17 protein-coding genes are annotated in these 25,245 nt (G+C 60.2%); 2 read left to right on the top strand and 15 right to left on the bottom strand.

The genetic code is table 11. The features are described 5' to 3' along the window. Window positions 1-782 precede the first annotated feature (782 nt). Window positions 783-1,361 (top strand): conjugative transfer protein MobI(A/C), encoded by a 579-nt coding sequence (gene mobI, locus QZY07_RS18680; RefSeq protein ID WP_295405976.1) that lies wholly within the window; start codon window positions 783-785, stop codon window positions 1,359-1,361. 349 nt (window positions 1,362-1,710) lie between these two features. Continuing rightward, window positions 1,711-2,064 (top strand): hypothetical protein, encoded by a 354-nt coding sequence (locus tag QZY07_RS18685; RefSeq protein ID WP_295405938.1) that lies wholly within the window; start codon window positions 1,711-1,713, stop codon window positions 2,062-2,064. A gap of 105 nt (window positions 2,065-2,169) precedes the next feature. On the opposite strand, the gene QZY07_RS18690 is transcribed toward QZY07_RS18685, so the two are convergent. The 15 genes from QZY07_RS18690 to QZY07_RS18760 form a co-directional block, all read right to left on the bottom strand. After that, window positions 2,170-2,901 carry a hypothetical protein gene (locus QZY07_RS18690; protein WP_295405939.1) on the bottom strand — a complete coding sequence of 244 codons (732 nt, stop codon included), beginning with the start codon at window positions 2,899-2,901 and terminating at the stop codon, window positions 2,170-2,172. After that, window positions 2,898-4,913 (bottom strand): BREX-3 system phosphatase PglZ, encoded by a 2,016-nt coding sequence (gene pglZ, locus QZY07_RS18695; RefSeq protein ID WP_295405941.1) that lies wholly within the window; start codon window positions 4,911-4,913, stop codon window positions 2,898-2,900. Before pglZ ends, QZY07_RS18690 begins: the two co-directional genes overlap by 4 nt. After that, window positions 4,910-7,258: a DEAD/DEAH box helicase gene (locus QZY07_RS18700; protein WP_295405952.1), complete on the bottom strand. Its 2,349-nt coding sequence runs from the start codon at window positions 7,256-7,258 to the stop codon at window positions 4,910-4,912. Before QZY07_RS18700 ends, pglZ begins: the two co-directional genes overlap by 4 nt. Next, window positions 7,255-9,042: an RNA-binding domain-containing protein gene (locus tag QZY07_RS18705; RefSeq protein WP_295405954.1), complete on the bottom strand. Its 1,788-nt coding sequence runs from the start codon at window positions 9,040-9,042 to the stop codon at window positions 7,255-7,257. Before QZY07_RS18705 ends, QZY07_RS18700 begins: the two co-directional genes overlap by 4 nt. Window positions 9,043-9,044: 2 nt before the next feature. Then, complete coding sequence (locus QZY07_RS18710) at window positions 9,045-9,698, bottom strand: DUF4276 family protein (RefSeq protein ID WP_295405955.1); 654 nt, start codon at window positions 9,696-9,698, stop codon at window positions 9,045-9,047. A gap of 2 nt (window positions 9,699-9,700) precedes the next feature. Then, complete coding sequence (locus tag QZY07_RS18715; protein ID WP_295405957.1) at window positions 9,701-10,930, bottom strand: AAA family ATPase; 1,230 nt, start codon at window positions 10,928-10,930, stop codon at window positions 9,701-9,703. 24 nt (window positions 10,931-10,954) lie between these two features. Further along, a complete protein-coding gene (locus tag QZY07_RS18720) occupies window positions 10,955-11,578 on the bottom strand; it encodes a hypothetical protein (RefSeq protein ID WP_295405959.1) in 624 nt (207 codons plus the stop codon). Then, window positions 11,575-12,798: an ATP-binding protein gene (locus tag QZY07_RS18725; RefSeq protein ID WP_295405961.1), complete on the bottom strand. Its 1,224-nt coding sequence runs from the start codon at window positions 12,796-12,798 to the stop codon at window positions 11,575-11,577. The genes QZY07_RS18720 and QZY07_RS18725 overlap by 4 nt, the downstream gene beginning before the upstream one ends. Further along, on the bottom strand, window positions 12,795-15,605 hold the full coding sequence (locus QZY07_RS18730) for a DNA methyltransferase (protein WP_295405963.1): 2,811 nt from the start codon (window positions 15,603-15,605) through the stop codon (window positions 12,795-12,797). The genes QZY07_RS18725 and QZY07_RS18730 overlap by 4 nt, the downstream gene beginning before the upstream one ends. Continuing rightward, the gene (locus QZY07_RS18735; RefSeq protein WP_363184485.1) at window positions 15,602-17,110 is read right to left on the bottom strand and encodes an RNA-binding domain-containing protein; all 1,509 of its coding nucleotides are present in this window, start codon (window positions 17,108-17,110) and stop codon (window positions 15,602-15,604) included. Before QZY07_RS18735 ends, QZY07_RS18730 begins: the two co-directional genes overlap by 4 nt. Window positions 17,111-17,118: 8 nt before the next feature. After that, the gene (locus QZY07_RS18740) at window positions 17,119-17,370 is read right to left on the bottom strand and encodes a type II toxin-antitoxin system Phd/YefM family antitoxin (protein ID WP_295405965.1); all 252 of its coding nucleotides are present in this window, start codon (window positions 17,368-17,370) and stop codon (window positions 17,119-17,121) included. A gap of 76 nt (window positions 17,371-17,446) precedes the next feature. Further along, window positions 17,447-21,199 (bottom strand): DUF6079 family protein, encoded by a 3,753-nt coding sequence (locus tag QZY07_RS18745; protein WP_295405967.1) that lies wholly within the window; start codon window positions 21,197-21,199, stop codon window positions 17,447-17,449. A 39-nt stretch (window positions 21,200-21,238) separates the two neighbouring features. After that, window positions 21,239-21,694, bottom strand: a complete 456-nt coding sequence (brxF, locus tag QZY07_RS18750) for a BREX-3 system P-loop-containing protein BrxF (RefSeq protein WP_295405970.1) — start codon at window positions 21,692-21,694, stop codon at window positions 21,239-21,241. Window positions 21,695-21,867: 173 nt separating this feature from the next. Continuing rightward, the gene (locus QZY07_RS18755) at window positions 21,868-22,359 is read right to left on the bottom strand and encodes a hypothetical protein (RefSeq protein ID WP_295405973.1); all 492 of its coding nucleotides are present in this window, start codon (window positions 22,357-22,359) and stop codon (window positions 21,868-21,870) included. A 103-nt stretch (window positions 22,360-22,462) separates the two neighbouring features. Beyond that, on the bottom strand, window positions 22,463-25,108 hold the full coding sequence (locus tag QZY07_RS18760; protein WP_295405975.1) for a hypothetical protein: 2,646 nt from the start codon (window positions 25,106-25,108) through the stop codon (window positions 22,463-22,465). Window positions 25,109-25,245 lie beyond the last annotated feature (137 nt).

Below are 25,245 nucleotides of genomic sequence, written 5' to 3' on the forward strand. Positions count from 1 at the left end.
AACGATCCGGATGCGGTCGAAAAAAGAATCAAGCAAATGCGGGTCAGGCATGAGCAAAGGCAAAAGGATATCGAGCGTTATTACAAGCTGACCGCGACGGGATAGTCAATGTGTTTGAATTAAAGTAACAAAGTAGAACTAGAAAACTCGACATTGATCGATCATTACGTTTGAATCGCGATTGACTCGGACGCGCTTTGATCCGCACAACGTCACTATAACATGGCGCTGTTCGGTCACGCTCAGAGAGCCCTCATTTTGATCTTGCTAGAGACATCCGCACGATACCTGTTCGATTAAGTGACCTGTCATCGATTCCTTCGGGATCCAATCCCGATCATTTGCGATTAATTGATGCGTTGCCGGTCATCGAAGGCGTGACAGGCTGGCGTCACTTGCAATCATAATCATTATTTACAGGATCATTGCGAATTGAGCACGTCATTCGTTGCTGTTGCCTTATCCTTGGCGAGAAAGGTCAATCCGCTGCCATCGCAGCGATTCCGTTAATAATGATCGATGAGAGGATAAAGCCCGATCTTTTTGATATAATCAATGGCGATGAGGATCCTCAATCGCAGACAAGTTGTATTCTTGTATTGCAGAGGACGGCATGGGCAATTGGGGGTGACGGCCATCGATCGTCGTGGCGGCGATGGCGCGTTGGGCTTGCGGAAACGTTGGTCAACAGTTGCCTTGGGTAGGTGTCCCACTCAGTTCCACCCGTGCAGTAGGGTGGAAACAGGGGGGGCTGAAAACAGGCGGGGAGAAACGTGATAGAGATGGCGATGGGTGGAAACTGGATGCGTGAGTCTAATTGTGAACAGGCGATCAAGCAACAGACCGAACCGAAAACACGGCAGGATTGGATCGCGCATTCATTGATCGATCTGCAATCTGACTTTCTCGTGCGCAGCACGGTTGTTCTCGACGCGATGCGCGAAGAAGCCGAAGCCTCCACACGCATGTATATTGAAAAGATGCTGGATGCACAGCGATCTTACCCACCAAACGAACGCGGAAGTATCAGTGTGCGGGTCCGCCGTAGCGCAAAGTCAGGACCGGGCATGTTTCAAATTGAGTGGTATCGCGTTAAAGGACGAAAGCGCACGCACTATCTCAAGCGCGGTAAGGATCGCGATGGCAAAATTCGTCATGGCTATTCAATCAGAAGTTTTGGACAGCTTACGGGGTGGGAGAAAGACTTGATTGATCGTCACGAGCCGCGATTTGCGCAGATGCGCGCGATTCAATCGCATCTTAGTCAGATTCGGATGCGTTTGAGAATGATCGATCAGGAATTTAAAGCGCCACTCAAAACAATGAAGTTTGCTTCATTGGATGATCCGAACGATGAATGAGAGGAGGCAGCCAGCGTCGCGTTGGCCTTACTGACGAAACGGCGACGTTTTGTCAGCGCGCCGCGCCGCCTTGGCGGCGAGGCTCGGCTTGATGGACAGGCTGACCGTCTGTCCAGGATGCGTGCCCCCCACCATTCCTCGGAGGCGACCGGCCGTTGGTCGGGCTGAGTGACCGCATTGGGCCATGCGGATGACACGGACGATCCTTTTCCGTGACGTCCGATGGCGGGAAACACGCGCGATCCATCCCGTTCCGACACAGTCCTTCGCCAGACCTTCCCCTTCGATCGACACAGAGTCACAACGTATGCCCCACGACGATGACAGCTTAACCCAGGCTCGTACCCGCTTGCAGACACTGGCCCAACATCCGCCGCACCGGTCGGTGGCCATGTCGCTGCGCGCCCTGTTGCCAGACATCGAGGCCGCCCAGCGGGCGGGGGCGTCGTCGACCGACATCCTCGCGGAGCTTGCCGCCGCCGGGATCGCGATCCGACCCCGCACCTTTGCCAAGACGCTCGCGCGGATCCGGCGGGAAGGGCGTGCTGTTGTGCCGGTCGCCGCGCCGGTCGCGGCTTCCGTGGCCACCCCAGCGCTGCGGGTGACCCCGACGTTAGCGACACAGCGAAGCAACCCCGCCGTCTATCAGGAGTTCAAGCGCCCGACTTTCGAGTACGATCCGTTGAAGACGTTCGAGGGGTAACGCGGCGCCAATCGGTCATCGCCGAGTCGTCATGCCAGGCGACGCTCGAACGCGACGTCAACGCAGAACCAGTCAACGCCCATCGGTTGTGACCGTTAATGACAGTCAAATCTTCAAGTTGACCTGCTGTAGATCCACCAACTGGTTGCTAGGCCCTTCCGATCGAAGGACGAGGTTGGGGCTGTTCGATACCAAATAGGCCAGGGGCGGCCTCAAGATGAACGGGAACAGCACCGGCAGCGACGGCAAGCGAGGGACGGCAACCGGCTTGCCTGCATCGCGCACCGCCGCTTCAATCAGCCATACCGTGAGTTCGTTGTGGTCGATTGCGATGGGTGTACGCCGGATCACGCGCTTGCCTTTTTCCACGCGCTCCACCGCGCCCCAGTTCGCCTGACTCTGAAGGATCATGTTGGTCGTGCGCCGGGTTCCTTCGCGCTCGCCATAGGTTTCACTCATGCGCCGATGGATTTCGGCGGATGCGCAATCGCCCTGGATGGCGGATAGGCGACCCACCAGTTCGGCCACCTTGCCAAAGAATGGGTAGGTCGCAACGGCCATCCCCCAGCAGAGCGCAGCGACCGACATTTCCGGCTGCATCTTGTGGATGGCCACGCCGCGATTCGCGTAATCGACCAGCTCGGCGCGCGGTTCCAGCCACAGACGGTTCAGGACGGTGCGCGTTTTCTTCCTGGCTTCGACGCCAAGTCCGGCGGCATCAAGTCGTGCATTCAGGTCATCGAGCCCAGCGGTACCTGCACGAACATTCAGTGCCGCTGCTGCCCAATCCAGTTGAATAAACCGATCAAAGCCGATTTGTGGGGCTGATGAATTCATGCGCGCCCCATCGCCTCGCTCACTTTCACAAAGGGCACGATCAACTCCTCGACCGACACCCCACCGTGGACAACCACCTGTTCTCCCTCCAGCACAAAGGCCGTCCGTCCGCCGGCGAAGAGGGGCATGACGTTCGCGGGAAGGCCGGCGATGTACAGCCTGAGCGTGGTGGGATAGGCGGCGGCGGAATCCGCCAGCAACGACTCACTCCGATAGACCCGGACACGTTCGCCGCGCGTCTCGGCCATCACACCCTGGTTGGGTCTGCCGATCCCGGTCGCCTCGACGTTGCCGTGATCTGCCGTGAGGTAGAGGTGGTAACCCTGATCCAGCAGCAGGGAAAAGAGCCGCTCGACGAAGCCGGTTGCCAGCCAGTGCCCAATCCACAGAGCCACGTCCCGCTTGGATCGCTCCTTGTGGAGTCGGTCGTCCACCTCGTCGATGACCAAACCCAGCACCTTGGGTTGCCGGTCGATTAGATCCGTTTCCAGCGCGTCCAGTTGATTGACCTGGCGCAGTGCGCGGCGATACAACACCGCATTCGGGCTCACGCCTTCGTTCTGCCAGAATGTCTTCCACAAGGATTCCTCCTTGTCCGTTCGGTCGATGGAGTCATCGAATTCGCGCGGTTTTAAACCCGAAAACAGCGCCTGGCGCGACACCGAGGTCACCGTGGGCAGCCAGGCAAAGGTCGTGCGCTCGTCGAACGTGAAGCGCTTGGCGCTGACGATCAGCCGCTCCCGGATCTGTACCCACTGGTCAAAGGCCAAGCCGTCGAAAACCAACAGGGCTATCTTCGTTTCGCCCGCCGCCCGTCGATGGCCCAGAAAGCGCGGAATGTGATGCACCATCGCCGGCCCCTTGGTGACTGCCTGCGGGATCAGGTCGGCGTAGTGTTTGGCTGCCACCCATGCCTGTAGTTGCTCATCCGCTTGCGCCTGGAGCGTTTTGAGACGGTCACGAATCACCGGAACGCGTTCGCCGTCTTCCGTTCCCGACAGCCCGTGGGTACGGGCCAGGATCTCGCCATAGCGCTTGGCGAATTCGCTCCAGTCCTTATGCGAAGCGTCTGCCGTGGGCAGCGTCTCGATCAGACCATCGATGCCGTTGAGCACGAGGGCGCGCAATGCCGCTGGATCCTGAACAATGCCGACCTTGGTCCAGCTCGGCATCCCCGCCGGGACAAGTTGCACGGCGAGCGGATGCAAGCTGCCATCGAAAAACATGGAATCGACCATGACCTGCACGTCGGTGTGGTCGAAGGGGATCGCAATCTTGGCGTCGTAGTCTGGCGGTGGCGGCTCGCCCGTGCGCGTGCCGTCCAGGCCCAAGACCGACAGAGAGCGAGACCAGGCGTCCTGTACCACCCGCAGCAGGGCGCTCTTCGATGCCAGCCAGAGGGCGACAGGTTGGTCCGCGAACAGTCCCTTGCCTTGCAGGATGCCCGCCGCGTGCTGGGCGAACAGTGGCGGCAACGAGCGGTTGGCGATGTGCATTCGCAGCAACTCGCGCCAGAAGTCCACGGGATTCCGAATCGATCTCGGCGTGAGCTGATAGACGTGTTCGAGGATGAAATCCCGAGACTCGTTTTCCCCGCGCGCCGACTGCAACTCAGCTTGGTGGGCATGAAAGAGCGTCGCCAACTGTGCCGGCTCCACCGACTGCACGGTGCGATAGGCCAGTCTCGGAAACAGCTCGGCCAGACTGAGCCATACCACGCGCCCGTGGCGCACGATGTCCCACGGCAACGCATTCGGGTCGGCACCGTGCAGATGCACGATCAGCGAGGGTGCCGGCCCCGGCTCGCCGCGATCCCAGGCAGCGCGATAGCGTTCCTCGAACTCCGCACGGAAGGCGAAGGGGTCTTCGTACCGCATGACCTCAAAGCCACGGTCGCGCAGTTCGGACAACAGCTTCTCGTCGAGCAGCACCTCATCCGGGTCGCACACCACCCACAGCCGCGCGAGATCGGCGGTGAAGTCGCTGAGAATGCGCGCTGTCCACTGACTCATCCCGCCCGCTCCTCGATCTTGTTCTGGGCGGGCATCGCAGCGCCAGATAAGCTCACCATCATCACGGCATGCAAATCCGGCACGCTGGTCTCCATGTCATCCAGAGCGGCGATGCGCGCAGCCTGTTCCTGTTGCAGCCGCTTGCGGCGATGCTCGCGCACGGCGGGCAGGCCGATACGCCCGATCGCCTGACTTCTGGCCTCAAAGGCATAGATCGCTCGATCACGCTCCTCCTTGAGCCGAGTGCGGTGTTCGTTCAGCAACTCGGCGAAAATCCGCTCGCCTTGCGTACTGGCGGCCGTGCGCGACACATCGAACCCTGTCACCGATTCCTCGGAGCCCGTCACGGCGTGCATCTCCACCGTCTCGGTCAGCAGGAGATCCCAAACACGCTGGGCCGTCGGCACGAAGGATCGACCTTCCAGGTTGACGAACACCGGTAGGAAGCGCTTGCGGCACCCTGTTTTCATCCCTTGGCCTTCCGACGCCAGGCTGATCTCCCACAATGACCAGATGCCGCGCACCGAATCGGGCAATCCCGTTAGCCGGATCACCGGCAGCGGCTGGCCGGCAACGCAGTGCGGCAGTTCGCTGATGACCGCCCGCGCCCGTGGGTCTTCCATCGTCACCCACTCCAGCTCCGGGTGCTGGTCCGCCGTGCGGGCATCGAAGTTGACGATGACGTGGCAGAACTGCAAATTCAGACCCTCGCCGCCGGCATCCGTCGAAATCAGCATGCGCACCTCATTGGAGAACACCTGCTGGGCGCGCGCGCGGGCTTCCAGATCCATGCTGCCGTTGAGCGTCGCGACCGAGAAACCCCGGCTTTCCAGATAGTCCGCCAGCATCGTCTGGGTGGGCACGAACTCCGTACAGATCAGCACCTTCAGCGCCGGGTCGCTTTCCTCTTGCTGCAACCTGTAGATCAGTTCCAGCAGTGCCTCGGCCTTGGCATCCGTGCCAGCGGCCTCGGTTTCGCGAGCGAGCGCCAACAACAGGTCGACCTCGGACCTTTCCAATTCCCAGCGACTGGATTGCATGGCCAGATCCACTTGGGATTGGCCATCGAGATCGGCCCACTCGTCCGCGCTGGTGCTCTCGAACAGATTCGCCTGCGGCGGCGGCACATCGAGCCGGGCTTGGCGCTTTTCCAGCGTGGTGCGGATGGCCGCCGTGCTGGACGTCACCAGCCGTTGCATCAGGATCATCAGGAAACCGATGTGACGCTGCTTGGCCGCCAGTGCCTGGTTGTAGCCGTGGCGTACATAATCGGTCACCGCATCGTACAAGCGCTGCTGCGAACGATGCCGCGACTGCCAGGCCACCGCCTGTAGCCGGGTGACGCGGGGCTTGAACAGTGGCAGGCCATCGGCGTCGATCGAGGCCCGCTTCTCGGTGCGGATCACGAACGGTCGCACCCGGTCGCGGCTCACGCTGCCTTCGTCCGGAAAGGCTTCGCGGTCCAGCAACTGCATCAAGCGCATGAAGTGGTCGGTTTTCCCCTGGTGCGGCGTGGCCGACAGCAGCAAGAGATAGGGCGAGGCTTCCGCCAGCGCCACGCCCAGCTTGTAGCGCGCCACCCGCTCGGTGCTGCCGCCCAGACGATGGGCTTCGTCGATGATGACCAGATCCCAGGATGCCGAAATCAGATCCTCGAAGCGCTCGCGGTTGTAGGTGTTCAGTTGCTCCAGGCTCCAGCCCCGTCGATTTTCCATCGGCTTGACCGAGTCCAGCGAGCAAATCACCTGGTCGTGCAGGCGCCACAGGTTGTCCTCTTCGCCCGCACCACCGCTGCGCCACTGGCGGAAGGCCGCCAACTCGGACGGATCGATGAATTGGAACGTCTCGCCGAAATGCAGGCGCATTTCGGCCTGCCATTGACGGACCAACCCCTTGGGCGCCACCACCAGAATCCGTTTCGCCCGCCCGCGCAACTTCAACTCGCGCAGCACCAAACCGGCCTCGATGGTCTTGCCGAGGCCCACTTCATCGGCCAACAGGTAGCGAATCCGATCGCGGCTGACGGCTCGGTTCAGCGCATAGAGCTGATGCGGCAGCGGCACCACGCTGGACTGGATCGGCGCTAGCAGCAGATTGTCTTCCAGTGCATCCAGCAGCTTGGCCGCTGCCGTGGTGTGCAGAATCTGCTCCACGCTCGGGCGCATGCTGTCCAGCGGGGCCAGATCCCGCGCTTGGGCGCGGACCACCGCATCCTTGGCCGGCAACCAGACGCGGTAGGCGATTTCGCCCCACATTTCCTGGCGCTCGATCACCTGACACGGCGATGTCTGCCGAGTGGACCAGCACCAATCGCCGATGGTGAAGTTGCGCCCGGACTGAGTCATGCATTGGCCTCGTCGCGCAGCGCCTTGCCTTGTTCCGTCAGCCTGTAGCGCTGTTTACTGCTGTTGGGTTTCTCCGGGATGGTCATTGCAACAATATCCAGTGCCAGCAGCGGCGCCAACACAGCCTCACGAAACTTGCTGCGATTGCTACGCCCAACCCACTCCATCAAGGTAGCGATGTCGTGCTCATCGACCATCTGAGCCAGCATCCTGTGTTGCTCGGCACTGAGTCCCAACTTGGTCCCAACTTGATCCCGACTTGGTCCCGACTTGTTCAGTACCTCAGTCCCGACTTGGTCAGGGACTTGTGCAAACCGCTGCCGAATGGCCTCCCGCAACTGAAACTGGGTCGCACTCAGAGGATCAAGCAATTGCTGGCGCACCAGATGGTCGGCCACCGCCTTGGCTTGCTGGGTCGTGCTGATGCCGAGGCTGCGAATCGCCGTCAGGGTCAGGGCTTCACCCACCGGCAACGAAAGCGCCAAGGCCAGCGCATCGGCCTGTTCGGACGTCAAGTTGGTGCCCAAGGTTTGACGGAAGCGGCGCATGGCATCGGTCACCAGCGGCTGGTTGATCAACACCAGATCAAAGTGCTTTCTGGCTTTGTCGTTCGTGAGTTGCGGCGGCACGCGCCCCAGTTCGTGCCAGTTGCGGAAAATGGCGCGAATACCGGTACCCGCCTGATCCGACAGGCCAATACGACGAAACGCCTTCACAATGGCCGGGTTGCGCACTTCCTTTTCGGTGGGATCCAGGAGTTCGGCCACCGTCGCGAAGGCATCGCCTGGGTTCCAGAACACCGTGCGATCGGTGAACAGCTTGATCGACGCCTTACGCCCGTGGTCGCCGTAATCCTGGTGGATCAGCAGGTTGATGGCCGCTTCGCGAAACGCCACGTAGTCAGGCGGATCATCGTTGCGGCGCAGTGTGGCCGGATCGAGTGAGAACGGATGTTCGGCAATGCGCATATAGCGCGCGACCAGCCCCTGCCAAGTCTGGAAAATATTCTCTTCAAACACATAGCGGTCATGCCAGCGCTGCTCGGCAGACCATTGGTCAAAGCGGGTATCGATGCGCTGATAGTCCAGTACCGGCCGGGGCAAAATCTGGCGTACATAGCGACCGATACCAAAGAGCAGGACACCTGCACGAGTGGGCAGCTTTTTGCCACCTTGCTCAACCACGAAATTCCAGTTCAACAAAAACTCGATCGGATCCGTGATCTCCGCATGCTCCGGGTTACGCCGGGCGAACTGCGCCTGATACCACTTGACCGTTGCCTCATCAAAGCACCGGTCAACCGGAATATCGGCCAGGGCGACGCCGTCGTAACGATCCTGCGCCGCATCGCGCAGAAATCGCTCCAGCTCGCTTTGTGTGAATTGCTCGTCGCCAGCGCCGCGACGAAGGTAACTCTGGCGCGGGTCACCCTTGAGATAGACCGGCTTTTCTGAGCGAGAAGACTCCGGCACGTAAAACGCAAACACCTGTTTGCCATCGATTTCGTAGCGATGCGCTTCCACCGAGATCACCCGGTTCAACTTCTGCCCGCCACGCAGCACCGCCAGAAAATCGTTCTGGACTTTGTCGGGCTCCTCGACGCCGGTCACCTCCAGTTGACGATTCGCTTCGCTGACACCAAAGACCAGCCAACCGCCCGCCGTGTTGGCAAAAGCAGAGACGGTCTTGTAAGCATCCTCCGGTACGCTGCGCTGCGCCCGTTTGCACTCGAAATCAGTCCATTCGATGCCATTGAGCCGTGACAGCAATTCGTCCTGGTTCATACTCAAATTGCTTCCGCGACAAGACGGCGCAACCCATCGCGTAACTTGCCAAAACTGGGCGAGACGTTGCGATCAGGATCGAGCAGGGGGGCGATCTTCTCGGCCCATTCATGTTTCACTTGCCCCGGCAGCGGCCAACCCGCTTTCTTGATGGCCGATGCGCCGCCGGGATATACCGCGTCCGCCAGCAACTCCCAGGTATCGCAGGCGCTATCCTGAACATAGCGATGCAGAACTTCCGCCCTGGCGCGTGGATAGGCTTGCTCCAGCGCCTGCCGGTCACCCAGATACCATGCCTCCACTTCCTCAATGGCAAGGCGAAACAGCGTCTTCGGCGCCGGGTGACAACCCGCCGCGAGCGCCTTGAGTTCACCCAGAAAATCCCCGCAGTGGCGCTTGTCGGCATCCAGGACGACCACGACCGCATCGATGCCCGGCGTTCTGCCATAGCCCTGCAACAGGCGCGGCAACTGATCGAGCAAAATCCGCTTCGCGGGGTCCGCGCCCGCCTTCAGGTTTTTGGGAATCCGGCCAATCCCCTTGTAGGCATGGACGCGCCATGTCGTCAGCGTCCCTTGCTCGCCCAGCAGCTTGGGGAGTACCGCGGCCAACAGCCTCTCTCCCGAACTGTCTTCCACCAGGATCTCGATGTGCATCCTTACCTCGCATCGAGATAGTCGCTGTACCAGAGTCCGCCCAGCGGCAGCCCTTCGGCGACAAGGTTTTTGACCATCTCCAGTTCCGACACGCGCTTGATCGTCGAGAATCCATCCGGCCTCTTTTCAAGAATCCACACCTCTTCAGGCGACAGCGCATCCACGAAGTAAGGCTGGTGCGTCGTCACAAAAATCTGCGGCGCGTTCTTTTTTCCGGTCGCATGGGTCCGAAACTCCTGCGCCAGGGACTCCAGTAGCTTGTGATAGAGCCCATTCTCCGGCTCCTCGATGCAGATAAACGGCGGTGGCTCGGGATCTTCCAGTAACAACAGATAGGCGAATACCTTCAGGGTGCCATCCGACATCTGCTGGGCAAAAAACGGATCCTCGAACGCACCATCGTTGAAACGCAGCAACACGCGCTTGTCCGCCGTGACCTCGGTATCGATCTTCGTCATGCCGGGAATCTTGCTGGTAATCCGCGCCAGAATGCGCGTGAAGCGGTCTTTGTGCTCGCGCTCCATGAACTGCACGACGTTGCCGATATTGTCGCCGTGAACATTGAGATGCCGCTGAGGCCCGGCGCTCGGCAGGCTGCGCGCGGCATTGGGGTAGAAGTACGAGAGATACCAACCCTTCAAGAAGTCCCGGAAGCGTTTGATGCGCGGGTGTTCCTTGAGCGTGCCCAAGGTCGCAATGCCCAACTGGCGAGGATCGGTCAGCTCAACGCCCGTCTGAGTGCGATCCTCCTCGCCTTCGATCTCCACGGCTTCCTCGCCCGCCCAGACCAAACCCTTGCCGCGATCAAGCCGCAAAAAAGGATACGGCCGTCCGTACTTCTGTCCTTTGCGACGCTGCTTGAGCAACTCGGATTCCACAAAGGGCCGCCCTGAGCTATCGAGGTTGATCGACAGCTCGTAGGTAATCGGGCGTTCATTGGGCGCTTCGCGGTAATACACTTCAAAGCGCATGGGTTCCTCGGTCCCTTTCGAGCGTAGCCGCTCAAAACCGCCGCGCTGTTTCATGTCGCAGGCTGTTTCGACATCCGTCGACAGACAATCGGCCACGAACCCGAACGCATCGACCAGCGAACTCTTGCCCACGCCGTTCTTGCCAATGACCACGGTCAAGGGTGTCAAGGCTTCGCCCTCGGTCTGGCCCGACAGCTTGCCCAGCGAGACATCCCGCAACGCTCGGAAATTCTGCACCCGAAAACCTTCGATGATGGCCATTGAGTTTCCCTCGAAAAGCGGGCTTCATTCCGCAAACCAATCTCGAAGACGACGAATGATCGAATCGAAAGACGTGCAGACCAGTAATGCGTTCACGCTGGCCTGTCTTCCGATTTCTTCAAAATCTCTTGGCGAAATCGTCCGTTTCAGACGATCACGCATGACATGCTCAAACAATTCCTTTGGTTGTTGCCTCGTGATCTGCTCGACAGACTTGCCAAGCTTCGTCGCACGCTCCCGCATCCATTGCTGCAATTCGCCAACGGGCACACCACAGTGCGTGGCCACCGCGTTGTCGCAGAACCAAAGCCACTGCTCCAGCTCGGGCACCAGCACGGTCACCGCACTGTTGCCACTCCAACTACAACGATCCAGCTTGTCCTGTATCTCCAAACCCACCTCCTCGGGCGATTGCTTGTGATCTCGCCCGCATCCATGGTAATCCCATAACAACAACGTTTTGTCGTATCTCCCTTTTTTCATGCGCGTCAACTCGGCCCCGCTCTGCACCATGCCCGCATCGCGTTGGGGGTGGCGTTCGATGTCAAAGCTGAGCGGCCGAATACCCAGCGCTTGCGGTCGATTCAGGACTGACCTGATGAAACCCAGGGCATCCGCATCCGCGACATACACCAGCAAATCCTTCATTCCAGCACCCCGGCCGCGAACACAATGCCCAGATCGGGTGAACCATCCCAACTTTGCAACAATGGGTGATTAGCGCCGCGGATAATGTGCGTACCGGCTTCGTCTCGACTGAAGCACAGCAGGGGATCGACCCCGCACTGCTGTACGACGAACGGCGAATGCGTGGCCAGCAACATCTGCGCCGAGGGGATCGTGGAGAGTGACCGAAGAATGATCTCCAGCGCCTTCGGGTGAACCCCGTTCTCGGGCTCTTCGACCATGTAAACGGCGGATTCTGGCGGCAGAAAGGCCGGGATGGTGAGCGCCATCATGCGCAGGGTGCCGTCCGAAAGCATCCAGCTCGGCGCTTCCAGACCATTCGCGTGGCGCAACAACAGGTACTCCGCGTTGTCCGCCTGCCGGCGCGCCCAACCGATGCGGTCCAGATCAGGCAAGGCAAACTTCAAGTGTTCTGTCCAACGCTGGATTGGCGAATTCGGTGCGGCCCAATAGGGACCCAAGCCACCATTGCCGCCCAGCAGTCTGCCGACGACCCGCGCCAGGTTGGTTCCGTCCAGGTCGAGTTCCGCTGACCGCGTGGCTGGGCAGGGTAAACGCATGGCCGGGCTATTGAGCTGGATATATCGCACCCCCTGCATCAGAAACTTTCGAACGGTATTGGCGGTGGGATAGCGATCCTCATCCGGGGGCGTCAAACCCAACGTCAACTTATCCAGGCCGAAATTAAAAGAATCCTGATAACTCCCTTTCTCGCGCGCATAGAAATCGGTGCCCTTCGAGGTTTTCCCGAGCAGACGCTTGGGTTTGACGTTGGCGCTGAAGGCGAGTGTCTGCCCGGCGGGTAGCCAGGCTTTCGAGTATTGCCGTAGCAGTTCTTCCTCAACACACACGCCGGTCTTCGCATCGGCGCGAATGGCCAGGCGATAGTTCAACAGGCTTTCGGCCAGCTCCGGGCGCTGCGCCGACAAATCCAGCCACAACTCGATCTCGATGGTCCCACCCTGCCGCATCCAGGTTAGATCATTGAAGTCCGCGATGTGGCGCGTCATCACTGCGGCACTCGGCCCCTGAACCAGACAATCGCGGACGAAATCAACCGCGTCGAGAAAGGTGGTCTTGCCCACGCCATTGGGACCGACAAGAACGTGAAAGGCGGACAGCGGCAAATTGACCAGTTCGCGGATCCCTTTGAAATTCCTGATCGTGAGTCCGATGATCATGATTCGCTCTCCGTCCGGGTCAACGCCAGGTCATAGAGGGTGAGCAGCTTTTCGTCTTCTTGCAGTGCGTCGTCGGGCAGTTTCTTCGCGATGTCGATAATGGTTTTGTAATCCTTGTTGCCCCAGGCGGCTCTAAAGCCTGTGCGCATCGCTTCGAGCCGGAAGGTTTTCAGGCGGCGACCGGTAAACGAACGGTAGGTCTCGAACTCCTTGAGCAAAGCTTTATCCCGGATCATTTCCAGGTCACGCGCCTTATTCGGGTCGGGCACATACCAGCGGTCAGTCGCCTTGGCCTTCAGACGCGGGTCTGACTTGTCCAGGTTGCGGAACTCCTGCCAATTCGTCGAGAGATAGCTGTGAATCTGCGAGGGGACTTCAAGACTGTCCGTATCCTTGGGGTCGTAGCAAAGGAAGTTGCTTTCCAGCAAATAGGAGAGTTCCGGCTTGGCCTCGTGTTTCTTCCAGCCAGCGCCCAGTTGCTTGATGAACTCGGGGTGGATGTCCTGGTAGGTCGATGGTTTCTTTTTCAGGAAGTCGGACAGCCAGTCGATGGCCGAACGTTCGTCACAAATAAAGAGTTCCATTTGCGGCGCTTTGACGGTTTGCATCCGCTTCTTGTCATATTCCGTGACCTGCTCAGGCAGGAAGACCATGCCATCCCGTTCGGCGAAGCGTTGTGGCAGACCCGCCTGAAATTCCTGACTGGAGAGCGGTATTGGGAAGCCGTGCCGGAAGAACCAGGACACCAGCCGGTCGAAGATAATGCGCGGATCGCGCTCGGCGACGAACTCGATCTGTCCATCCTTGAGCTTCACCGTTGGCAGGTATTTCAGGTGAGTGCGGACGAAATCCCAAGCGGAGTCCTCAGTGCCACCAGTCTTGGTGAAGCGTTCTTCTAGACCACCGTTAGGCTTGTAAGCAGAAATGACGAGGTCTTGTTTGACAGCCGTCGTGGTAGTTACTGCCCTGTATCCTTTGTGTGATTTCTCCAAAGCTGCAACATTGGCTACGACAAAGCCTGCTTCCTGCAAGGACGTTTGAATTCCATTCCAAACAGCAGCCTGAGTATTCGAAAACTCAACCGTCATCCATCGACCTGGTTTCAGGATTCTGAATGCTTCTTTGAAGCAGCCGGACATGAGTCGACGATAGTCGTCGAGTGTTTTTCCCTGTGATCTATTTTCAACCGCTTCGACTCCTGCATCTGTTAATACCTTTAACCACGCCTCCCAAAGAGAATTTAACTCTGAATACATAATGTTTGCGCCAAATGGCGGATCAATAAATATGTAGTCAGCAGATGAATCTGAAGCTTTAATATTCGCCGCGCTACTTGTAGAGACAAGTGAGACACCGCCGTGTGCAGTAAATGGAACAGAACCAACTCGAAGGGCAAAACGTTCGATACAGTTCGTTTCGATTGCGAGCGAGCTTATATACAACGTACCTTGCAGTGTTTGGCCGATGACGCCACCGCCGCCACCGAAGTAGTTTGAAGCCAGCAGTCTATTTAGACGAGTTGCCCATACATGGCTTGATGTAAACCAAAGACCGAGTCCTGGATTTCTTTCTACCTCAAGTTCATCAAAAATCTTCTTTCTGAATTTCGAAAGGGCTATGAGATTACGCCGAGAATAAAAATGATGAACATGGGTTAGGCCGATTGGATCGTTCCGTCTTGTTTCACCGCCGTCCATCATTCTTTCAGAAGGGAACCAATTGTCAATTTCCGTCGATCCTATTTTCGCAATTAAAGCCAAATCGCAAGCATCTGGTTTCTTCTCATATCTAGTTTTACCGATACTGTAATTGATTAGCACGGGAACCTGTTTTGCCTGGCGAATAGCTTTCCGTGTCGATGGGTCGACGGCAGTTACCCATGCGCGCTCTAATCCTTTTTTGACGAGCACGGCAGAGCAATGCGGACACGAAAACTCGTTGCGGACCTTGGCTGCATCTTTATCTGCGGCGGCGTCCCAGAAGACAACTTCGCCAGCACATGCAGGGCAGCTAAAGACATCAGACCACAGAGTAAAGTTGATACGTCCATTCGTCTTATTATCAAAATGTTGGGTTTTGTACATCCAGCCACATTCGGCCTCAACCTCGGCGACTATTCGCTTAGCTTTCTGGTCAAAGCTCCGAACGTCCACTGGGCTGTTGTAATTGCAAGCAATGAAAGTTGCTGCTGGTGACAAATCGTTAAGAATCGCTCTTCGCCCGCCAAGAGTTGAAAATGGCTTCCAGATTGTCAGGCCATTGTCCTGCTCTTGCGCAAGAATGGTTCCGTCTGCATCAACACGGTAACCAAGGGACTCCACAACAGATCGGTCGTCACAAAGTTGGGACGCAACACCTGTCATACCTGTACCGCAAAAACCATCAAACACCACATCGCCCGGCTGCGTGTAATGCAGGATATACCGCATGATGGCCTTATGCGGCACCTTAGTGTGGTAGCTGTGGGCGTTGTAGATCGGGTCGTTCTTGCCCTCGCTGACATCCGTCGCAAATGGCTCTTTGTTGTAAGGCACCGATGGGTCATAGGGCTTGCCGTAATGCTTGATGAAATCCTCGATAAAGGGATTCGGGCAGGCGGTGTAATAGGGTGGATCGGAAAGCGCCAGAATGTCCTCGTCCGTTCCAATGGGAAATCCTTCGATCTTGCGGAAGGTCGGGTCTTTCAGCTTTTCGCGAAGTATCGCCAGGTAGTGCTCACGTCGTGCTTCGTCGCTCGGGAATGCCTGGCCAAAGCATTCAACCGGGCCGGTCGAGTCAGCTTGTTGGTCGTGAAACAAATCGTTCATGGCTTCGATTCCTGTTGATTCTTTTCTGCCAGCACCGCCCGCCCTTGTTCGGTCAGCCGGTACTTCTGTAATCGGCTGTTGGGCTTGTCAGGGATGGTGTAAGCAATGGCGCCATTGGCAAGCAGTTCGCGCATGATCTTATTGAGCTGACCAGACACTTCCTTTTGCCCAATCTGCGCGGAGACTTCAGCCTTGCCGCGCTCCGAATCCCGCAGTACGCGCAAGACACGGAGTTCCAGTGACTCTGGCTGTGACTCTGGCTGTGACTCTGGCCGCGGCATGACTTCCCCGGCGACATCGGGGGTCACGGGTCGCCACAGCACCGCCCGAAACTGATTGGTATCGCGCTCGTCGATCAGATCGATCTTCAGCCATGCACCCAAGGCGCGCGGGATGCCGGTCCCCAGGCCGCGATAAGGCAGGATATTGGCGGCATGCTCGGCCAGCACCTTGTTACGACGGTTGGAGACGCCGGTGCGAATCTGCTCGGGCGTCAGGCTGTCGGGCAGGTGGCCGGGGCTGATGATTTCGACCCGGTCGGCAAAGATGAACAGGCGGATGGTGGCGCTGATGAAAAAGTCCCGATGCACCAGGGCGTTGACCAGTAACTCGACGAAGGCTTCTTCCGGCACTTCCAGCAATCCCAGACTATTGAAGCCCTGATCGCCCTGCACATGGTGCAGGTTGCGCTTGATGAAGGCCAGGCCGCGCTGGTATTGCTCTTCGAGTGAGCCTTGTATGTTTTCGCTGTCGAGGTAGCGGCTGTCGGAGAGCTTGGTGCCCGGAAAGCACACTGCCGCGATCATGCAGACGTGCAGATGCCTTTCTGGATGTTTTCCGAACAGCAGGAGACCGGCCAGATTCGGCACACCATCGCTGGCCAGCTTGATGTTTTCAAATAGGGTTGGCAGTAGCAGGCCGGCTTGTTCGGGGTTTTGTTGGTAACGGCGTTCGAAGTAACGGGTAAAGGCGCGTTCGTCGATATCGGCCCAGGTGGTATCACGCACCGGCACCTGGTCAGCTTGAAGCAGACCGGATGCCTGAAACATGCGCTGCATTTCTTCGCGAGCGGTGACGTGGCGCTTGTCGGCACCGTTCTTGACCCAGACCCGCCCCTGCAAATCCATGTAGGGCTTGTTCAGTCCTTCGGGCACATCCACCAGCATGACCAAGCCGTTGTCCGTCGCGATGTTCTGAGTGGTCGGGCTGAGTGGCGGCTTGACATGCTGGCTGGCCGCATTGGAGAGCAGTTGATTGAGCCGCTGAATGTCCGCCGCAACCAAACCGGCCACCTGGCCATCATCACGGATGCCAATACAAAGCCGCCCGCCACGGGCATTGGCCAAGGCCGCCAATTCCGCCGCCAGCGCATCGGCATTGGTGAAGTCGCGCTTGAACTGGTGCTGGCTGTCTTCGCCGCGCGCCAGGATGCGCAGGAGTTCGGCTTCGGTGATGCGTGGTTGTCGGTCCAGGGATTCATCACCCGCAGACCGGGCGGTGTCGATGAAGTCATTCAAAGCACGATCTCGCGATTGAGGCTCTGGTCACGGGGGAATTCGACATCATCCGCGCCATACAGCGGCGAGCGCCGCATCAATTCCACCAGCGACTCTCGCGGCTGGACGAGCCGGTCATAATCCTCCCGCGCAATCACCACCACTGCGGGTTCGCCAGGTCGGGTAATGACTTGCGGCTCGTGCTCGGCCGCCAACCTTAGGATCTCGCTCAGGCGAGCCTTGGCATCTTGTAAAGACCATTGACGCATGGCGATTTCCTCCCACTGGTCTGACAAGTGGAGCCGGCTTCCAGCCGGCTGGAAGCCGGCTCCACATTCTGATGCTTCACTCAATCACAACGCGCAGCTTGGTTGCATCCTTGCCCTTGCAGCGTTCGTTCATGAAGGCGTCGAAGCGCTTGCGCAGCTCGTCCGGCGTCGCTGGCGAACCGCCGGCGAGCAGCGCCTGCTTGATCTCCTCGCCCGTGACGGCGATCTTCTCCAGCCCCGACAACGCCTCTTGCACGGCGTTGGCGAACTCGCCGGTCAAGCGGTCGGGCAACTGGCGTGAGGTGAGGAAGGCGTCGATCAGCGTCTTGGAGACGGGCGGCAACAGGCCCAGGCTGTCTTGCGTGAACGGGTCTTCGAGGTTTTCCAGCAGGGTTTGCCGCCAGTTGGCCACCAGACAATCCAGAGCGTCATCCATCTGGCGCAGACGGTTGGCCGCCGGGATCAGCTCCAATGGTTCGGCGGACGGACGGAACTGGCAGTGCGGGCAGACGACCGCGGTCATCAGCGTGGGTTCGTCCAGCGATGAGCAACTCTTGAGGCCGTTGAGCGATTCCTCGAAGGCGGTGAGCTGACTGGTGGGCATCAGCGAGACGCCGGCCAGCACGCGCAGCGCCAGTAGACGTTCGTCCTTGCGCAGTTGGTTGCGGGTTTTGTCCTCGGCGACGCCCAGCCGCGCCTGGCTATGGCTGGCGATGTAGGCGGCGATGTAGTCTTTTTTGAGCTGGTTGAGCGTTTGTCGGGCATCGGTCAAGGTCTGGGCGGTGTGTTTGGCCGCCCGATCCTGATCAAGGTGCTCGAAAATCGCCTTGCGCGTGGCTTCAGCCTGCGTCACCCACGGATGATCGGCGGACAGCGCCATCTGTGCCTGCGAGAGGTAGGCCGCCGTGCCGCCCAGTTCGACCACCAGTTCGAGCAGGCGCTCGACGGCAGCCAGAACGTCCAGATTCTGCTTCTGGCGGTCGATGTCTTCCGCCGTGACGCGCAGGTTCTTGAGCTTGCCAATCGTGTTGTACGGCGTCAGCGATTCGGTGAAGGTCTTCAGCGCGTCCAGCCGTGCATGCCAGTCTTTGGCTTCTTCCTCGCGCAGCAGGTTCTGGCCCCAGAAGCCGAGCTTGCCTTGCTGGAGATCGGAGCCCGCCTTGAGTACGCGCGGCACAAGCGCACTGACCTTCTCCTGTAGCTTGATGACGGGCTCGACATCGCCCTGGTTGGCCTTTTGGGCGAGCCCGGATGGCAGATCGAACAGCTCGAACAGCGCGCGCAGCACCGCGAGGTTGATTTCCTTTGGTGCCTCGACGTGCTTGAACTGCTTGAGTTCTTCGAGCGAGCGTTCGGCCAGTTGCGCCAGCTTGCCGGAGTCGATCTTGTCGCCGGTGATCGACAGCACGAGATCGCCGGAATAGACCAGCCCGCCCAGCACGGCGACCAGCAGATCGGGTTCCAGGCGATACGTGAGCGGTGCGAACGACTCGCTGTCCGAGGTGCCCGCGAGCAGTTCGCCGCGGTTGAGCACCTGGCCGTGGCCTTTCGCCTTGAGTCGGTTCAGGATGTCCTGTGCATAGCGGGAATGCGCCGGGTCGATGCGGTCGCCATCGAGCAATTCCAGTGCATCGAGCACCGCGAGCGCATCCTTGGTGCGGGTGCCCCCGGCCAGCGCACGCAGCGCGTTGCCGATCAGTTGCTTGCGGTTGGATTCGGTGACCAGGACCGAGAAGGTCGGATATTCCGGCGAAAGATCGACGAAACGCTGGCCCAGCACCAGGCCCGCAATGACGTTCACCACGTCGCGGAAGTTGATGCGCTCGTCGGCGCCAAGCCGCGCGCGGTCACGCAGCGAGACGCCCTTGGCCCACTCCTGCAGGGTCTTCTTTTTGCCCTGGTAGGTGACCTCGAAGGCGGTCATCTGCTTTTCCCGCAGCCACTGGCTCATGGCCCGCAGCGAATCCTGGGCCTTGGACAGGTAGACGGCCTTCGCGCCACCGCTGGCGGTAGACGCCAGGTCCAAGGCCGCCGCGTACTGCGACAGGTGGCGCTTGTAGTCTTCGTCGGGTGATTTCAAGCGGAAAAACACTTCGTCCGCCAGGTGGTTGTCGGTGAACTTCGGCTTGTCGAAGGGCTGGATGAAATAGAGATAAAAGTCACGCTCCGGCTGGGCCGTGGGGCGGTCATTCGGGGCGCCGAAGAACAGGTAACCCAGACGCTCGACGCGTCGCTCCTGCCATTCGATCTGGTACTGCCAGATCTGGAAGCCGGGATAGCGCAGATCGTCACTGCACTCCATCAGTGTCTTGACGGCGCTGTAGTAGGCACGATCGAGCGCATCGTCGGACAGGGCGTCGGCGCGCTTCTCGATCTGGGCGTCGTAGTCGATGTCCTTTTTGAGATCAAGGTAGTACTGATCGGTATTGGCCGCCTTCGAAATGAACTGGCCGTTGACGGTTTTCAGCACCTCTCGCATGACCATCTGTACCGCCGACAGTAGATTTTCTGCTGGATCGCCCGGCAAGTCCTCATTGCCCGGCTGGAACAGGCACAAGGTATCGCGTAGCTCGGCCGCCGTGGGGCCGATCGGCACATGGATGTCGCCGCCCGTCGTCAGGCGATGCACGGCCAGCGCATTGATGACGCGCAGCGCCATCGGCTTGTAGGCCGGGCGCGTAAAGGCTTGCTGGACCCGTGACTCCAGCACTTCCGAGACGCGCATCACGTCCTTGATGTTGGGATCGGCGCGTAACACCGAGTTGCCCTTGATGGTGTCCCAGAAGCTCTCGAAACTGATGAACTGCGGGCGGTCGGTTGGCACCTCCTGATCGAGAATGGCCAGCATCGCGGACTCGATGGTTTTGAGCGCGCCGCGCTTTTCGGTGAAGTGGATCTGCTCGAAGGTTTTCAGATAATCCGGGTGGACCGGAAACAGGCGCACATACTCATCCATGCGCTCGTTCATCGAGCCATAGAACTTGGCAAAGGGCGTCAGGTACTCGCGGATCTTATGTTGCTGGTCAGTCGTCTTCTTGAGCAGACGCGCGGAGACGACGAAGCTGACGTCCTGGCGGTCGATGAGGATCTGGGTAAAGCGCTCGTTGACCCGACGCATGCTGTCGGCCACATGCTGAAAGCGCCCGCTGTCGAAGATCGCCTCCTGCACGCCGGCCACGAAGCGGAATTTGAGGTGCTTGGTGACTTCGCCGATCTGGCGCAGGATGGCCAGGTCACGCACCAGCTCATGATCGCGACGGGATTGCAGATATTCGAGGAACTCATCGACGACCAGTAACAGGCCGTGGTCCGGGAAAGTCTCGCCGAACGCGGTCATCATCTCCTCGAATGAGCGCTTGTTGTCGAGTTCTTGGTCGGCGGTCGGAAAGCTGTAGTGGACGCCGAGCGTTTCGAGGAAGCGCTCAATCTTCTGAGTGATGATCTGGCGCAGCGGCATTTCCAGACCACCGACCTCAATGCGTAGCACCTTGAAGCGACCGGCGACCGAGGCAACCGCCGTCGCGACTTTGGGGTGGCGGATCATCGCCGCATAGGCCGCATCCTCGGCCACCAGCGACAGCACCGACAATAGGTGCGATTTGCCGGTGCCGTAGTTGCCGACGATCAGTACGCCCTTGTGGTCGACCGACTCGTCAAAACTGAGCTGGGGAACCATGAGCTTGGCGATCCGCTCGGCCATGTCGTCCGAGATGACATAGGTTGCAACGAGCTTCCTGGCCTCGTCCGGGCGCCCGGCGTCGAGTAGCTGAATGACTGATTCGATCTGCTCGAACTGGATCAGATCTCCGTATTTCATCTTGGTGGCCATCTGGTTCGATCTTCCCTCTTAATTCCTTGTCACATTGGATCAAATTTCGAGCACGACCACGCCATCACAACTGATGTCACGATATTCCGGATGGCTCATCTTGGCATAGATCAGCCGATCGCCACGCAGCTCGCCCGGCCAGACGGCCACCACGCGCTTGGAATGCGCCAGCCTTCTCACGAGGTCCAGCGGGTTGATCTGCAGGCCCGGCTCGAACAATAACTCCAGGTTGTCGAGCAGCAGCGGATCCTCGGTGCGTTCCTTGTCCGCGATCTCCCGCAGCAGTTCGCTTGCCGCGAAACCACGTGTGTGGTTTGGCGTTGCCGCCAGTCGGCGGCCCAGCTCCAAGCCAACATTGAGCGGCTCGCGGTTGAGCTTGGTGCCGAGCGAACGCAGCAGCTGAGACTTACCGCTGCGGCTCGGACCGACCAGTAAAATCAGCTGGCTGTTGATGTCGCCAATTTCACCGAGGAGGCGTTCGAGTTTTTTCAGCATTTTAAATCCGTCGAAGTCAGCGCGTAGATTATCACTGCCAGGCGTCTACCTGTATTCGCTGATCCCAAGAGGATTCCGCAACACTGAAGAACAGTGAGCCGGCTGGATGTCGCGCCAAGACACGCCGCCAACCTCTTTGCGAAGGCCGTCCCGAGACGGAACGGCCAAAAACGCTACCCGTCCCGACTGACCAAGCCCAACGCCACGGCTTGCGCGCGCATCTGCCGGAGTCGCCCCGGATCGCGCACCAGACCGTCCATCCATTCCTTGATCGTGACCGGATCGTCCTCGCCCCAAGCCTTCAACACGGCCTGGGCGAGCGCGAGATCGGCAGGCGCCAGTGCGACGGCGGTCTCGGGCACCCGCTCAACCTCGCACACACCATCGGGATAATCCGCTTGTACGTCGGCCAGGGCACAGGGCGGACAACGCGACACGGACAGCACGGCCCCGTCCGCCCGGATGACGCTGAACCGGCGATGACGATCCAACCTTGGATCGCGCGCGGCGAGCGCGGCAAGCACGGCGGCCTTGTGTGCCCGGATCTCGGGGAGCAGGCGATCCAGGGCGGCCTGACGTCCGGCAAATTTCAGCTTGCCGTTGTCGGCGAGGCTCAAGCGGATCCCCGCGCGGTGCGCGGCGGTCAGAATGTCAGGCGCGTTCACAGTTCGCCCTCCACGTCGACCTCCACGGAGCGCGAGCCGCGAGGCTGAACACGCTCCCTGTCGCGCGCCTCCGGTTGACCCGATAAAAACTCCCCTAAACTCCCTAACTCCCCTCGGTGCGTCTGCCATCCGTCGCGACGCGGTTGATTTTGTTCAAACTCGTGCGCGTGGCTCGGAGGGGAGTTATTGTCTTGAAACGCCCCTCCCGATTCGGGCAAAGGGGAGTTTGGGGAGTTTGGGGAGTTTTTTTCCGCCTGCCGCGTCGCGTCGCGTCGGACGCGACCATCCAGCGTTTCGCGCGGTGGCTGATTCCCTCCTGCACCAACCGCTGTCCGTTCAGCCGCCGCTCGGCATGGCGTTCGATCCAGCGCCCGAGAATCCTCGGGGTGATCGCTGTGCCGCCCCGCTCGCCGGCGATCTCCAGCAGCGCATCCCTTAATGCCGTGCGGGTCTCTCGGTTATCGTCCGTCTCCGCGATGGGATAGCCATTCTCGCCCGGACGGGTGTCGGTGTTGGCATGTTGAATCACGTTGGCGACCGTCAGACGCGCCACGTTGACGCGGAAACAGCCCGCCCAGGCGTCCAGCAGCGCCGCCAGCTTCGAGGATTCGGGATCCGCCTCGAACGCCCGTTCCGTCGCGTCCAAGGGGTCGGCCAGGCGCAGATCCTGACTCCAGGAGGCGACCCAGCAGACGGGTTGCCGCACCAGTTCGTCCCAGCCTTCAAACGAGGCCGAGCGACCTTTCCCGTGGCGCGGTCGACCGGCGGCGATCCAGGCCCGGATAATGGTCAACCCAGCGGCAACCAGCTCATGCCGTCGGCTCAAGGTCATCTGGGCTGGGCAGAATTCAAACTCGCGGCGATAGGGTTGCTCGATGCGCGCATCCAAGCGCGCCACCAGCACGCGACGGCAAGTATCGCCGACCAGGCGTAGATTGTTGCCGGTCGCCAGGAACAGTGCCCGGTTGGGCAGGGTCGCGGTCTCGGATTTGCCGAGAATGCGGTCGGTAAAGGTCGGTGCCGTCAGGAAGGCATCCAGCGCCGCGTTGCCGAATGGCTCCCGGATGTTGTCCCAAAGAATGGTTCGGTGATTGTCGCGCAGCGCGGCGAACAGGCGTTTCCGGGCTTCTTCGTCTTGCGCCGAGGCGGGCGGGAGTGCGGGCGGAAGATCGCCGGTGAACAAGGCGCCGATGGCCTGCGCGAGGAGTGTCTTGCCGGTGCCCGCCGTCGGTGCGTCAAATCCGAACCCCGGTGCTGTCGTCAGACTAGCCCGCACGCAGGCGGTCAGCAAGGCGGCCAAGACCACGGCGCGATCCACCTGATCCACCAGCGGAAACCGCGCGAACGGTGCCCAGAGCCGTTGCAAGGCCAGGACGGCGTCAACCTGACGCGGGTTGAGCGGGAGATGCGGCAGGTCCGGCGTGTTGCTGAGGAACAGCAGACGCGACGGCGCGTCATCGCCTGGCGCCTCCAGGATGGATCCGTCCAGGCGCAACGTCGGCGCCGTCACGATGGCATTCAGTCGCGGCAGTCCGCGCTCGCCATCTTTCGCGATGATCCGCGTGGCGGCCCATTGCGGGGCATCGGCGGGTTCGTCCTCGAACACGCCGACGCCCTCTTTCTGGTGCTCGACCTGCACATAAAACGCCATCGCGCGGTCAAAGTAGTCGGTCAACCAGTCGCGGTTCACCGGTAACGCGCGGGCATCGTCGGTGATCCGCACCAGTGCCGCGCCCTCGCCGAAGTCGAAGAGTTCGCCGCGCTCGCGGGTCAGCTCCAGGCATTGATCCACGACACGCGCCCGGTCGCCCCGGCGCAGGTGGATCCGCCGGGCGGGACGGAGCAACTCGAAGCGCCGGCCGCCGTGCGCGTGCGAAAACAGCGCCGGTCGCCCGCCACTGCGCAGATTCGCCCAGGCGATGCGTCCGTCGCGGTGATCGTTATCCGGTTCCAGCGGGTCATGAAACCGCTTGCCGTGCCACTTGCCGGGATTGCCCAGCAGCGCAGCGACCGTCACCTCGGTGCCGTCGCTGGCGATCAGCAGGAAATCGCCGGTCAGGGTCAGCGTGCTGGCGGCCGTCCACAGCGCCGCCTTGGCGCGTTCGACGGGGATCCCGGCCCGACTCGCCATGCCCGGCGCCGCTTGCTCGACCCAGGCGTCCCGCGCGGCTTGGCAGGCATCCCTCTTCGCGGCCGTGGCCGCTTTCCGGGCGGCGGTGGCCTGGGCCTGGAGGGTGCCGTCCGCCAGGTCGATCAGTTGGCGCAGATCGAACAGCGCCGCCGGATTGCCCAGGATCCGGCTTGGTGGCGGGGTGCGGGTGATCCCGTCGGCCAGCGTGGGCGGTGCCACGAAATCCAGGCGCTCGGGTTGCCAGACCACCGCATCCACGAGGGTGCGTTGGAGGGCTTGTCCCGCGTTGCCGATCTCGATCCAGCCCCGCCCGGTGGCCCAGAGCACCGTGACCAGCGCCATTCCCGCCGCCGGAATCAAGGCCGCGTCGGTCACCGGAAGGTAGAGCCGTTGGCCCTTGAGTCCGCTGTCGGCGCCGTCCGGCGTCACGATGTTGGAGGACGACGAGGCTCGCCAGAGCATCGGCGCGCCCGCAAGGACCGGCGCCGCCGTCGTCAAGGCCGCGATCAGGTCATCGGGCGCGAGACGCCGTTCCCCGCTGGCGTCGTGATCCAGCATCCAGATCCCCGGTGCCCGGCGATAGCTGAAAAAGCGGCGTGTGCGGGTGATGGCGTCCATGCCGTCACGGTGATCCTTCTGCGCCACGATCCGCGCTTGTTGGATGTCGGTGACACCATACGTCAGGGGGTGCGATCCAAACTGATGAGGTAGCTTAAAATCCAGCAACGCCGTCTACACCCCCGAGGCCCCCCCAT

Origin of the sequence: uncultured Thiocystis sp., assembly GCF_903866365.1 — a bacterium.
Lineage (GTDB): Bacteria > Pseudomonadota > Gammaproteobacteria > Chromatiales > Chromatiaceae > Chromatium.

Bases quoted from the DNA above. Each gene is read 5' to 3' on its own strand.
- QZY07_RS18715 (WP_295405957.1), bottom strand. From the start codon at position 10,930: ATGGCCATCATCGAAGGTTTTCGGGTGCAGAATTTCCGAGCGTTGCGG.
- QZY07_RS18720 (WP_295405959.1), bottom strand. From the start codon at position 11,578: ATGAAGGATTTGCTGGTGTATGTCGCGGATGCGGATGCCCTGGGTTTC.
- QZY07_RS18690 (WP_295405939.1), bottom strand. From the start codon at position 2,901: ATGAATTCATCAGCCCCACAAATCGGCTTTGATCGGTTTATTCAACTG.
- brxF (WP_295405970.1), bottom strand. From the start codon at position 21,694: ATGCTGAAAAAACTCGAACGCCTCCTCGGTGAAATTGGCGACATCAAC.
- pglZ (WP_295405941.1), bottom strand. From the start codon at position 4,913: ATGAGTCAGTGGACAGCGCGCATTCTCAGCGACTTCACCGCCGATCTC.
- QZY07_RS18760 (WP_295405975.1), bottom strand. From the start codon at position 25,108: ATGGACGCCATCACCCGCACACGCCGCTTTTTCAGCTATCGCCGGGCA.
- QZY07_RS18705 (WP_295405954.1), bottom strand. From the start codon at position 9,042: ATGAACCAGGACGAATTGCTGTCACGGCTCAATGGCATCGAATGGACT.
- mobI (WP_295405976.1), top strand. From the start codon at position 783: ATGGCGATGGGTGGAAACTGGATGCGTGAGTCTAATTGTGAACAGGCG.
- QZY07_RS18740 (WP_295405965.1), bottom strand. From the start codon at position 17,370: ATGCGTCAATGGTCTTTACAAGATGCCAAGGCTCGCCTGAGCGAGATC.
- QZY07_RS18700 (WP_295405952.1), bottom strand. From the start codon at position 7,258: ATGACTCAGTCCGGGCGCAACTTCACCATCGGCGATTGGTGCTGGTCC.
- QZY07_RS18725 (WP_295405961.1), bottom strand. From the start codon at position 12,798: ATGATCATCGGACTCACGATCAGGAATTTCAAAGGGATCCGCGAACTG.
- QZY07_RS18710 (WP_295405955.1), bottom strand. From the start codon at position 9,698: ATGCACATCGAGATCCTGGTGGAAGACAGTTCGGGAGAGAGGCTGTTG.
- QZY07_RS18730 (WP_295405963.1), bottom strand. From the start codon at position 15,605: ATGAACGATTTGTTTCACGACCAACAAGCTGACTCGACCGGCCCGGTT.
- QZY07_RS18745 (WP_295405967.1), bottom strand. From the start codon at position 21,199: ATGGCCACCAAGATGAAATACGGAGATCTGATCCAGTTCGAGCAGATC.